Source organism: Iningainema tapete BLCC-T55 (assembly GCF_014698965.1).
In the GTDB taxonomy this organism is placed as follows: Bacteria; Cyanobacteriota; Cyanobacteriia; order Cyanobacteriales; family Nostocaceae; genus Iningainema; species Iningainema tapete.
This window is the reverse complement of sequence record NZ_JACXAE010000069.1, coordinates 42,171-54,672: the sequence shown is the minus strand read 5'-3', so window position 1 is coordinate 54,672 and position 12,502 is coordinate 42,171. Positions and strand designations below refer to the sequence as shown.

At 40.1% G+C, this 12,502-nt stretch carries 11 protein-coding genes and 1 pseudogene; 4 read left to right on the top strand and 8 right to left on the bottom strand.

From position 1 onward, the window contains the following. Positions 1 to 180 precede the first annotated feature (180 nt). The 5 genes from ICL16_RS20350 to ICL16_RS20330 all read right to left on the bottom strand — a co-directional run bounded on the left by ICL16_RS20350 (position 181) and on the right by ICL16_RS20330 (position 3,587). Positions 181 to 726: a YqeG family HAD IIIA-type phosphatase gene (locus ICL16_RS20350; RefSeq protein ID WP_190831246.1), complete on the bottom strand. Its 546-nt coding sequence runs from the start codon at positions 724 to 726 to the stop codon at positions 181 to 183. A gap of 9 nt (positions 727 to 735) precedes the next feature. Next, entirely contained in the window at positions 736 to 1,308 is a 573-nt protein-coding gene (locus ICL16_RS20345; RefSeq protein WP_190831244.1) for a DUF3727 domain-containing protein, read from the bottom strand. Positions 1,309 to 1,388: 80 nt separating this feature from the next. Next, positions 1,389 to 1,904, bottom strand: a complete 516-nt coding sequence (ruvX, locus tag ICL16_RS20340) for a Holliday junction resolvase RuvX (protein ID WP_190831242.1) — start codon at positions 1,902 to 1,904, stop codon at positions 1,389 to 1,391. A gap of 6 nt (positions 1,905 to 1,910) precedes the next feature. Further along, positions 1,911 to 3,167, bottom strand: coding sequence for a GNAT family N-acetyltransferase (locus tag ICL16_RS20335; RefSeq protein WP_190831240.1), 1,257 nt, complete (start codon positions 3,165 to 3,167; stop codon positions 1,911 to 1,913). 216 nt (positions 3,168 to 3,383) lie between these two features. Continuing rightward, the gene (locus tag ICL16_RS20330; protein WP_190831367.1) at positions 3,384 to 3,587 is read right to left on the bottom strand and encodes a hypothetical protein; all 204 of its coding nucleotides are present in this window, start codon (positions 3,585 to 3,587) and stop codon (positions 3,384 to 3,386) included. A gap of 228 nt (positions 3,588 to 3,815) precedes the next feature. Between ICL16_RS20330 and ICL16_RS47755 the strand changes: the two are divergent. Continuing rightward, positions 3,816 to 5,318, top strand: a pseudogene (locus ICL16_RS47755) (ATP-binding protein); the annotation flags it as partial. A 262-nt stretch (positions 5,319 to 5,580) separates the two neighbouring features. Continuing rightward, positions 5,581 to 7,119, top strand: coding sequence for an ATP-binding protein (locus ICL16_RS47310; RefSeq protein WP_337907090.1), 1,539 nt, complete (start codon positions 5,581 to 5,583; stop codon positions 7,117 to 7,119). A gap of 116 nt (positions 7,120 to 7,235) precedes the next feature. Here ICL16_RS47310 and tnpA read toward each other — a convergent pair whose 3' ends face one another. Continuing rightward, positions 7,236 to 7,640, bottom strand: coding sequence for an IS200/IS605 family transposase (gene tnpA, locus ICL16_RS20320; protein ID WP_190831238.1), 405 nt, complete (start codon positions 7,638 to 7,640; stop codon positions 7,236 to 7,238). Positions 7,641 to 7,736: 96 nt separating this feature from the next. On the opposite strand from tnpA, the gene ICL16_RS20315 reads away from it, so the two are divergent. Further along, entirely contained in the window at positions 7,737 to 9,149 is a 1,413-nt protein-coding gene (locus ICL16_RS20315; protein WP_202895632.1) for an RNA-guided endonuclease InsQ/TnpB family protein, read from the top strand. Positions 9,150 to 9,258: 109 nt separating this feature from the next. Here ICL16_RS20315 and ICL16_RS20310 read toward each other — a convergent pair whose 3' ends face one another. Both ICL16_RS20310 and hemE read right to left on the bottom strand, forming a co-directional pair. Then, positions 9,259 to 10,206 (bottom strand): NAD-dependent epimerase/dehydratase family protein, encoded by a 948-nt coding sequence (locus ICL16_RS20310; protein ID WP_190831233.1) that lies wholly within the window; start codon positions 10,204 to 10,206, stop codon positions 9,259 to 9,261. A gap of 191 nt (positions 10,207 to 10,397) precedes the next feature. Continuing rightward, a complete protein-coding gene (gene hemE, locus ICL16_RS20305; RefSeq protein WP_190831231.1) occupies positions 10,398 to 11,456 on the bottom strand; it encodes a uroporphyrinogen decarboxylase in 1,059 nt (352 codons plus the stop codon). A gap of 155 nt (positions 11,457 to 11,611) precedes the next feature. Between hemE and ICL16_RS20300 the strand changes: the two genes are divergently transcribed. Beyond that, positions 11,612 to 12,490, top strand: a complete 879-nt coding sequence (locus ICL16_RS20300) for a hypothetical protein (protein ID WP_337907089.1) — start codon at positions 11,612 to 11,614, stop codon at positions 12,488 to 12,490. The last annotated feature ends 12 nt before the right edge of the window (positions 12,491 to 12,502 follow it).

The following is a 12,502-nucleotide window of genomic DNA, read 5'->3' as shown; positions in this document are numbered from 1 at the left end:
TGGGATTAATTGTAAAGCGCCAGTTCTTCTATAAGTGAGGAACCGACGCTTTACTAATTTATAGTTACTTGCTATTGTTTAGGTCTTTATTTGGCTGACCCGTTATTTATACTTATATAATCTCAGATGTCGGTTTGAAACAAAGATTTTTTAATTATTTCTTTATCTTTACTTTCCTGACTATTTGTCAAGATTTGTTAATCTTTGTTTTTTTGGCGCAATAGAAGCGCCGAGTATTTCCGATACCCAGACTTCAAAATTGCGCACTGGATGGGAACGGAGTGCAGCATCGGGATGAACAATTGGTTCAACTAAGATAGTAAACATATCTAAGCGATTACCTGCCAAGACATCAGTAAACAAGCGATCGCCTACCATTGCAACTTGGTGTACTGGTAAATTCATCGCCGTTAGTGCTGCCTTAATTTTACGGCGTGAGGGTTTGGCTGCACCCAGAAAGTAAGGTACATTGAGAGAACGAGCGATCCCACCGATGCGGGTTTCGTTGAGATTGTTACTTACTAACCATAGTGCTACATGAGGGCGAATTTGTTCTACCCACTGTCGTAGTTCTGTTGAAGCTGACGCCACTTTAATTGGCACTAAAGTTTCGTCTACATCCAACACAAGCCCTTTCAACCCGTATTCAGTGATAATTTCTGGTGTAATATTCAACACCGAACCGGATATAATTAAATCAGGTTGTAAGAGCTCATTCCAACGCATAAGTTAATGTTACTCAACTTCATTAAACAGATGTTCTTCTAACAAAGGTTTAACTTTGCGAAACTCCTCAGGAGATAGCAACTCAGGCTTACCTGTGTTCGTAATTCTGGCAAAAAACAGTAGGGGATCGAGAGGAGTATAAATTGCATACTCTTGATCTTTAAAGTAAAAACTAGCTAATAGCTGTAATTGTTCTGGTTCTAAATCCGCTTCATCATCTTCAATTTCTAGAGTGAAGAGTTCTGAGTCTTCAACTGGTGGTAATTCGCCTGCCACTGTTAAAGCATATGCTGTATTGTTAAGAATCAAGTTTTGCTCAGCCAAAACAGCTTGAGCTGTGGTAAAGATTTGGTCAAGGGTAGCATCGTCTTCGACCAAAACTGCTTCTTCTTCTTCGCCATCACCTTGCCAAGCGAAAATTTCTACAGGCGAATCTACCGGCAGAAGTAAAACATACTCTTGCCCATCTACATCAAGGGAATGCTCTATGTAACATTCAAGCGCTCGCCCTTTATCGTCGGTTAATGTGAGGGAACCGACGTTTTGGTTATCATTTTCTTCGGGGAATTTGGAGGGATACATAGCCGAGATATATAACTATAATGTCAAATATGCTGATCTTAATCAAATAACAGTAAATCTGACTAATCTGTTTTAGAATATCACGATTGGGCGCTAACGCTACTGGGCAGATATGGTGTGTAATTTGAGCTTGCTCTTCTGGTGTCTAACCACTGTTGCAAGATCAATGCTGCTGCCTTACGATCTATTAAATCTTTATGCCGTGATGGCGATCGCCCTTCGGCAATGAGCATCTGCTCTGCTTGAAAAGAGGTTAACCGTTCATCCACATATTCCAATGGTAGCCCCAACGCCTTAGCTAACTTATTGGCAAACTTTTGTACCTCACGTGCTTGAAATCCCAAAGAACCATCCATTGAGTATGGTAAACCGACGACGAGAACTTGCACTTCCCGTTCTGTGACTATTTGCAGAATTTTTTCTACATCTATATTAAATGATGTACGTTCAACAGTCGTGATCCCAGTGGCGATTAAAAGAGTACGATCGCATCCGGCAACACCAATACGTTTTCTGCCCACATCTAATCCCAAAGCCGATTTTAATTGTGGTAGTTTTTCCGACTCTGACTGGGGCGAACGCTCCTGGTTTGGCACTGTTATCTACTCCTGACTTGCTTCTGTGGACTCAGTGGAAGAGGATGCTTCTGAGTGGTTATTGTAAGAAAATGTCACAGTTTCCGGTGGTGAAGTTGGTTTCTGGGTTTTTTCTTTTGACGTAGCTTGTCTTGGTTGCGCCCATGACATACCTCCTGGGATTGGTTTACGCACTCCTTGCAGCCCTTGGAGTACTTCCGGCAACTGAATACCTTCTAAAGAGACAAATTTCGACTCTCTTACCTTATGCCACACAGAGCGGGACATAATTAAAGTATGTTCTATGCGAGTTGCGCCTATTTGCTCTAGATACTCTTCGCCTTCTGGCTGATAGTCTGCTGAAGCCAATTGCAAAGTAGCTTGCGGAAAATCCACAGCTATACGAGCTAGTTGAGATAACAACTCTGGATACAGCCAAGTGTATGCTGGGTGTACCGTTAGGGTTGCTACGTGTGGTTCATTACCTTTACGTAAGAGTGTAATTTGAAAATAGCCGATCGCTGCTTTGCGTTGTGGTTCAAATACATAACCACTGACTACTTCTGTCTTGGTTACCCAAAGCTTGATTGCTTCCGTCAAAGCGCCGAACAAACTACTTTTAAAGTCTTGAGTTTGACGATCAAAAACTTGCCTTACTAATGGTGGCATTGATGCCGTGTCCAGTTGATATAGTAACTGAGCATCAGCATTACTCACTGGTAGCAAGTTAGGTAAATCTGGTTCGGCTACTGCCAACTCAGCCAGTAACTCTGGTTTAATTTCCCAGTATGTCATTTCTGCTAGGCGCTGAAATCCATTTTGGCGATACAGTGCTAGCGCCTCTGTGTTATTAATATTTACTTCTAATATCCAAGTACGCGCTTCCAAAATTGACTCAAAGCAAGAGCGTAAAAGTTGGGAGCCGATTAAGAGCTTTTCTGCACCGCGCTCTACTAAGACGCGATCAACGCGCCAAGTGCTGCGTGTGCGGTTAAATGGTGATACTTGGATCATCCCTAATAGTGTTCGCCCTTGCTCGGCGACATAAGCGCAAAAGCGATACTGTAGTGGATTGGGGAACCAACTCAAACACCTCAGCAACCCATACCAGTGGCGCAGCGATTGCATCTGCCACTTAGCAACACTAGCTCCCTTGGGAGTTTGGGCTGTTGATGACTCTTTTGTTAGACGTTCAATTCCCTCCATGTCCCGGTATTGGACTGGTCTAATTACAACGCTTTCGTTTCGCTTTAGCAATGAAGTCATTTTCATTCGAGCCTTCAATTCAGCCTTAAACTACTGGTTCAAAGGAACTGCTGCAATCATCTTAACGGCTTTCCGCTACTAGAAGATTGTTCCTCATAGTGATTTTCATCACTGACACCCACGCCATAGAAGGCGTTTCTCTACATAAAAAGCAGACTTGTTGATGATAGTTGTCTTCATTTCAACAAGGTCTGCCTCTATTTTATTTGATTTTACCTTAATATTTTGTAAAAATTACAAACCTTGACGAGATACTAGCTTTTCAAAATTTGCCTGAGTTTGATGGAGTAACTGCTCCCGACTATTTTCTCCCTGTTGGGGTTGCTTGAAGGATGGAACCAGATTACGAGCTTGTAGAGTCATGTGCAGCTGTAAGTGGGCTACGTATTCACTAAATTCTTCACGTACATCGACGCCCATGAGTAAGTTTGATTCCATTGCCACTGTGTTTCTCCTGCCGATCGCTCTATTGATTTACATTATCAAAACTTATCATATTGTTTTACTTCTGTTGTTCTTCGCAATGAAGTTTAACGTTAAGAGGCCATGAGGCATACTGCGGGGTGCAGAAGATAACTCCACGCATCAATTGTGATCTGGATCACTATTACTCAGTAATATTTATGTCAAACATATATCATTTTGCTACAAATGTTTAGATAATTAATATGCTATATTGAGCAGTTGATATATTCTAGTAATAATACTGAGGTGTATAAAGCAAAATCGCTACAATTATCAAATCCAGTCATTATTAAAACTTGGAAAAACGAGTATCCGACTTTAGAAGAAATTACTTTATTGAAACATGAATATCAAATAGCCAAAAATTTAGATATAGAAGGAATAGTCAAACCATATAGTTTAGAAAACTATCAAAACGGATTAGCTCTAGTGTTAGAAGATTTTAACGCAGAGTCACTGCAACATTTACTGACAAGGAAAAAAATAGAATTAATTGAATTTTTACAAATAGCTATTCAACTAGCACAAACTTTAACCGAATTACAGAAATATCAAATAATTCATAAAGACATTAAAAGCTCCAATATACTTATTAATATCAAAACAGGGCAAGTGAAGATCACAGACTTTGCGATCGCCTCACGCCTGAGCAAAGAAAACCAGATTACTATTAATCCTAATATATTAGATGTCACCAGAGCAAACTGGGAGAATGAATCGCTCTATTGATTACCGTACTGACTATTATTCATTAGGCGTGACATTTTATGAAATGCTGACTCGTCAGTTACCTTTCCCATCTAATGATCCGATGGAATTAGTTCATTGTCATATCGCAAAAATTCCTACCCCACCTCATTTGGTAAATCCAGAAATTCCCCAGGTAGTTTCAGAAATTGTGATGAAATTATTAGCAAAAAATGCTGAAGATCGATATCAAAGTGCTTTAGGGTTAAAATATGATTTAGAATTGTGCCTAACTCAATTACTTTCAACAGCTACTCCCAACTTTATTGTAGGAGCGCAGGATTTATCTGGTCAACTTCTCATACCCCAAAAACTCTACGGAAGGGAACAAGAAGTAGAAAGTCTGTTAGCAGCATTTGAGCGAGTAGCCACACCCCCCCTTGAGATTGTGCTAGTTTCCGGTTACTCTGGTATTGGTAAATCCTCATTGGTTAATGAAATCAATAAACCTATAGTTGAGCGACGTGGGTATTTCATTAAGGGTAAATTCATCAGTTTAAGCGCAACATTCCTTATACTGCGCTAATTCAAGCATTTCAAGAATTAATTCAGCAATTACTTACAGAAAGTAACGCGAATATTACTAAATGGAAAGAAAAAATTTTAGGAGCTATTGGTACTAATGGACAAGTTATCATTGATGTCATTCCCGAATTTGAATTGATTATTGGTACTCAGCCACCTGTACCTCAGCTAGGAGCAACTGAATCGCAAAATCGCTTTCATCGGCTGTTGAAATTTATTTATATTTTTACAAAAAAAGAACATCCTCTCGTCTTGTTCCTAGATGATTTACAATGGGCGGATTCAGCTTCTCTCAACTTAATTCAAGTTTTATGTACTGACGATGAATACCAATATTTACTATTAATAGGAGCTTATAGAGATAATGAAGTTAACGTAGGGCATCCTTTGATGCAGACGTTAGACAAAATTCAACAAGAAGGAGTAAAGGTAGCTGCGAATCAGAGCAAGATGAAAAAGTGGGCGTATCATGCCTCAATCAATTACCAGCACAAGTACAATTTAGTTGAGGCAGTACGGTGTGGGTTGTTGGGTAAATCTGTCAGAGCAATAGAATATTATGACTATGCTATAAAAGGAGCAAAAGAACAAGGATATCTTCATGAAGAAGCTCTAGCGAATGAACTTGCTGCTCAGTTTTATCTGTCTCGCGGTAAAGAGAAGATAGCTCAAACGTATATGATTGAGGCTTACTATGGCTATATTCGCTCTTTGTGCAGTAGCAAAAGTAAGAGACTTAGAAGCAAAATATCCTCAGTTTATCTCCCGAATCAATACTAAAGAAAGCGCAATTACCGTTGCTCAAAATACTAAATCAACATTAACAACAGCAAATTTAGCCGCGCTAGATTTATCAACTGTATTGAAGGTATCTCAAGCAATTTCTGAAGAAATTGTTTTGGAGAAGTTACTGGAGAAGTTGATGCAATTTGTTTTGGAAAATGCTGGGGCGCAAGCAGGTTGGCTATTTTTACACAAATCAGACAAATTAATTTTAGCTGCTCATGGTTACACTGAGCCAGAAGTAGTTGTGCAACATTTCCAGGCTGGGGAAGAAAGTCTTGATTTACCCACGTCTTTAATTAATTATGTGGCAAGAACTAAAGATGTGTTAGTATTAAATGATGCAACTCAAGAGGGATTGTTTACTAATGACCCTTATATAGTCAAGTACCAGCCAAAATCTGTCTTAGTTTTGCCAATTATTTATCAAGGTAAGCTCACAGGAATTCTCTATTTAGAAAATCGTACAACTAAAAGTGCTTTTGAAAATGCTAGCCTTTACAAAGATTTGCAAAGTTACTCGCAAGAACTAGAACAGAAAAATCAAGCTTTGCAACAATCGGAGGCGCGAGAAAGAGAAAAAGCCTCGGAGTTAGCAGCAGCATTGCACTCACTGCAAAATACCCAGCTACAACTCATTCAAAGCGAAAAATTGTCTAGTTTGGGACAAATGGTAGCAGGGATAGCTCACGAAATTAATAATCCGGTGAATTTCATTAATGTCAATCTTGCCCACGCTAGTAATTACACCCAAGACTTGCTCAACCTCGTTAACCTCTACCAACAACACTATCCTCAGCCAGTCAAAGACATTGAAGATGAGATAGAAGCGATTGACTTGGAGTTTCTTCAGGAAGATATGCCGAAAATGTTGGGCAGTTTGAAACTGGGATGCGATCGCATCATGGAAATTATACGCAGCTTGCGTAACTTCTCGCGTCAAGATGCCCAAGACTTGACATTACACGATATTCACGAAGGTATAGATACTACCTTAATGATATTACAACATCGATTGAAAGCACAACCACATAGACCTGCCATTGAGATTATTAAAGAATATGGCGACTTGCCGATGGTGTCTTGCTACGCTGGTTTACTCAACCAAGTGTTTATGAATCTCCTTGCAAATGCAATTGATGCGATTGAAGAGTCATTAGTCACTCGTTCTTTAGTAAAGGACAAAGGACTAATTCAAATTCGCACTTTCTTAAATTTAGACAAGACAAGCGTGGTGATTTTGATTCGAGATAATGGCATGGGAATGTCACCTGAAGTTCAGCAAAAAGTGTTCGATTATTTATACACAACAAAATCAGTAGGCAAAGGTACGGGAATCGGATTGTCAATCAGCCGTCAAATTGTGGTGGAGAAACATCATGGGCAATTAAGCTGTAACTCAGCACCAGGTGAAGGTGCAGAGTTTGCGATCGCACTTCCTGTTTTATAAGGGAAATGCCGAAAACCCGCAGATGTTGTGGCTCGAAGCACGGCGTAGAGATACATCCGTGCTGTCTTACAAGGGATGAAGGCTAACCGAGCCGCGACGGCTACCAGAGATGTTAACTATTCTCGCTGTTGTGCGATATACCGCTTCACTGTCTCAGTACAGATATTGCCAGCCGTAGACACAAAGTAACTAGGAGTCCAAAGAGTTGGCAGTTTCAAGAGTTCTGGAAACTCCTTTCGTAAAAAATGAGATGCCCTACCTTTAATACGGTTCATGATGGTTGATGGGCAATCCGTAGGTTTAGCATTAACGAACAGATGCACATGGTCTGGCATAATCTCCATAGCCACAATTTTCCATCTGTTCTCATTACATACATCGCAGATAACTTCTTGTAGTCTTTCAGCAATCTTGCCTACCAAAACTTTCTTTCTTCGCTTTGGAATGAAGACAAAGTGATAGTTTAGCAATGAGACAGCATTCCCCTCATGCCTGTATTCGTCAGGAGAAAATTTAGCCATATTTCTGTAATTTTAGGTTGTCATGTTGTATATTGATATTGTAGAATCAAACAGGTTAATCAACAACGGGGGTGATACAACTTGTTAACCAATTATGTGTACAAGCTACGTCCTAATGTTACGCAGTCCGACAAAATGGACAACTGGCTAGATATGTTAAGGTCTAGTTACAACTGGAGTTTAGCAGATAGAATTGCTCAGTATAATCAGCAATTCATTCAAGGCGACTACTGCGATATTAGAACTAAGGCGGAAGCTTGTCCACTAACTTGTTTTGTTAGCAAGAATGGTGCAACTGGGGAACCCTGGAAAGACTCTAAATTCGATAAGGAGGGTAAGCTTAAGAACCCAAGACGTAGTGCTGGGGATATTCAAATTACCGCTTTACCCGAATTAAAGAAAGCTAGATCATGGTTTGCTGACATTGACTCCACAGTACTACAGCAAAACATTAGACGTTTGGATATAGCTTACAAAAACTTCTTTGAGGGTAGAGGGTTTCCAACATTCAAAAATCGCTCCTTATTTACGTCTTTTACTTTTACTGTTGGCGTCAAAATTGATGGTAACAAGATATACTTACCTAAAATAGGTTGGATGCGGTTTCACAACTCCAGACCTATTCCCGACGGTTTTACTATTAAGGCTGTCACAGTTAGAAAGCGTCAAGATGGTTGGTATATATCGGTAAGAATTGAGGACAAAACCGTACCGGACTATATTTCTAGACCGTTAAGTGAAGTCCAATCAGCAATTGGTATTGACTTGGGTTTAACTAAACTTGTTCATGTTTCTAATGGACAACAAATTAGTAATCCACGTTTCAGCACTAACAAAAAGACAAAGCGTACTTTAAAAATTAGGCAGCGTAGAGTTAATCGTAAGAAAAAAGGCAGCAAGAACCGTAAAAAAGCGGCTAAGCAAGTAGGTAGATTACATAAAAAAATATCTGATAAACGTCAAGCATATCAATGGTATGTAGCCAATAAAATAGTATCTAAAAATGCAGATGCTATCGGATTGGAAGATTTAAACGTTGCTGGAATGCTAAGACGTTGTAAGGTAAAAGTTGATGAAAAAACTGGAAGATTATTAAAAAACGGACAAAGTAGAAAAAAGGCTTTAAACCGTTCTATTTCTGACGCTGCATGGTCGGAATTAACTTTAAAAATTGAGTATCTTGCTGCGAAGCAGTACAAAGTAGTAATTAAAGTTAATCCTAAATTCTCTTCTCAAGAGTGTCGAAAATGTGGTCACATAGACAAACTGAATCGTGATAAAGAACGCTTCATTTGTACAAATTGTGGACACATGGAACACGCTGATTTGGGGGCAGCAAAAACAATCAGAGATAGAGCATTAAGTATGGTACGCGAGGACTTCGCGAAACCGGAACCACGAGGTTCTAAACGCCCAAAACAATGTACGGAGATATCAGCACGCCCTATGGGCAAACGTGTTGAGCCGGGGAACCCTAGCAGTAGGGATATTAAGGCAGCGATGTCTTAAGAATCCCCTCGCATGACGGCAGGGGAGTGTCAAGACAAGAAACACCAGCATCTATGTAGAGACTTTACATGTAACGTCTCTACAGGAATTGTGGGTTTATGGTGCGAATTTAGTATTTCAAACTAATTTTCAAAACATCGTTCATAGTAGGGCAGTAATTTGGTAAACCAAAGCTGGCTGGATTGATGACATTTTTGTAAGTAAAATGTCGGTAGTTCATGCAGAATCTATCCCATTCAGCCATTTGAATGCGAAACAAAAAGATAATTAAATTGGCTAACGATAAAGATAATGGGATACGGAAGTAAATCTTTTTGCCCAAGTAAGCGCACATTTCTTCAATTACTTCGTTTGCAGTTAATTGCGCCTGCCCTAACACAAATAAACGCGGTTCGCCTTCTTTGGGACAATTATCTATTAAATATCTTACTACAGTAGCGATGTCTTGCCCGTGGATGAAGTGTAAACTACCCTCTGCCTTTAAAAAGCGAATCAAATCTACATATTTTGTAACTTCTGAAATACCAGTTGTGACATGAGAGTAGGGTTTGTGGCGATCGCCTCCCAATACTAAAGTAGGAAAGACAGTGGTAATTTTGGGAGCTATTGACAATTTTGTTAATTTATGCAAGCAATCGTACTTAGAACGGATATAATCTGTACCGATTTCTCCTGCTTCTTTGAGTGGTTGATTATTGCGCCCTAAAACACTAGCTGTCGAGAAATATATTACTTGTTCGCATTTTTGTGGATCTAATAAATTCAATAATTCTAAAGTTCTAGATACATTAATATCAAATGTTTCCTCGCCACCCCAAGCAGTCGCCGTAAGTACAGCAGTATCAATCGTTTTCAACAAATCAGCAAAACGCCCAATTTCTTGCATATCACCTTGCAAAACGGTAACATTAGGACGTGCTTGCGTATCAACTTGTAGTTTACTTGGGTTTCTGACTAGTAAATACAGCTCGTGATGAGTTTCTTGAATTAAAATTTCACTTATGTAGTGACCGATACAACCACTTGCACCAGTCACTAAAATCCGTTTCTGACTCATAGAAAAAAGTTGAGAGTTAGGAGTTATGAGTTAGGAATAAAGTTAAAAGTTCCGAAAATAAAATGTACCTTTCCTGTAGAGACGCGATATATCGCGTCTCTACGACTCCTGTACAGCCGGAAAATCTGTACAGACGTTTGCGGAGAATGTTTCTACCGACACGATTGTACAGACGTTCCGGCGGAACGTCTCTACGATACTGCTGCAACACTCAACTGCTTTGCCGTTTCAAAGAAGAAAGCCACATTTTCCTCAGGAGTTTCTGGTAAAACACCGTGCCCAAGATTAAGAATATGTCCTTTGTTACCAGCTTTGCGAACAGTATCTAGGATGCGTGAACGGATAAACTCATGAGAGCCAAATAGTACACCAGGATCGAGATTTCCTTGCACTTTGACATGATGACCTAATCTTGTGCGTGCATCTGCCATATCTACAGACCAGTCTACAGTAATGACATCTGCACCAGCTACAGCCATGCGCTCTAGCAAACCTGCACTACCGCTAACTAGTAGAATTAGGGGTGTATCTGGGTGAGTTTGTTTGACTTGTTGGAAAACTTGCTGTTGATAGGGAAGCGCAAAAGTTTCATAATCTTGAGGACTAAGTTGTCCTGCCCATGAATCAAACATTTGCACAACTTGAGCGCCACAGTCAATTTGATAGCGGACATAAGTGGCGATCGCTTCAGCAAATTTGCTTAGTAGTTGATGTAGAATGGCTGGGTCAGAGAATGCCATATTTTTAATCACGGAGTAGGTTTTAGAACCTTTTCCCTCTACTGCATAAGCAGCTAAAGTCCAAGGCGCTCCCACAAAACCCAGTACAGTGGATTTATTGCCTACTTCTTGTCGCAACGCCTGCAAAATTGTTTTAATAAATGGCAGCGACTCTTCTGGTTGTAGTGGATGCAGGTTATCAATTTGTGCTTGAGTGCGAATGGGCGAGTGAATAATTGGTCCTTTACCTTCCGCAATATCCATATCTATGCCTAAACCAGGTAAAGGAGTGACGATATCAGAAAACAGAATCACTCCGTCTGGTTGAAAAGCCCTCCACGGCTGTAAGGATACTTCAATCGCTACATCTGGAATTTCCGAGCGATCGCGAAAAGAAGGGTATTTCTCCCGTAAATCCCGATAAGCTTTCATATAACGCCCTGCTTGTCGCATCATCCAGACAGGAGGACGATCTAAAACTTCACCACGAGCTACTCTAAGCAAAAGTGGATCGTTGGAGTAAATACCCATTTAACAATTCATCCTATATTCTTTTTTTGTCATTGTTTAGCTTATCATTGCTCGGATTGCCGTTTGCCTTGATTATGCTTGCCAAAAATATTACAAAAGTTTAAGCAAAAAAATCTCCTTGTTCATTGACTTTTGAATGCGTGACTTTTGAATGCGTGACTTCCCCGAAGGGGCTGGCTGGCGTATTTACCATCAACTTTGTTACAAAGGTACGAGGTAATACGGAACTTAGGCGTGAGCAGGAGATAATTGAAACAGTGGGCCAGGAGAATGTAAGATCCAGAGTTGGAAAACCGCAAGATAGCCAATTTCAGCTTAACAATCCCAACCGATTAGGGGTTAAAACTGAAGACTCTCTTCATCATGCGCAAAGATTCCTCATCCCACGGAACCAGCGTCGGGGGTTTTTGCTCAAATTTACCTTGATGACTATTTTGGGATGGGTTGTGGGTGGAATTGTCAGTATTGCTTTGGAAAAAACTATTTTAGAGAGCTTGCCGACCGATGGGCAGCAGCAAACATGGTATAGTTTAGGAAGATATTTCAGTAGTGTTTTGTTTGCTCTAGTTTTTGCCGCAGATCAGGCACTAGTAATACGTAAATATATATCTGGTAAATTGTGGATGCTAGCTACCGCCTTCGGATGGCTAATTTCTAACAGCGTTTCCACAGCTTGGATTAATTATATTTCATATATCGCCTTATCTCTACACAAAAGTTTATCTTCTTATGAAATAATTGGTCTAGGACTTTTGTCAACCATGTCATATGTCTTGTCGGGAGTTTGGCTGGGTATTTGCCAATGGTTGGTACTGCGGCGGTATGTGGCGCGTGTGTGGTGGTGGAATTTTCTCCCCCCGATTTCATTCCTACTGATTAGTATCTTAATTTGGCTAGTTTCTCAAGTGCAGCAGTTTATTCCACTCAGCAATCGTGTTCAAATAGTATATCTGACTGGACAAGGACTTACAGCACTGATTTTAGGAGTGATTCCTGCCATAGGTTTGTGTACATTGAAAAAAAAGCTTTCGTGAATAAATCAGGTG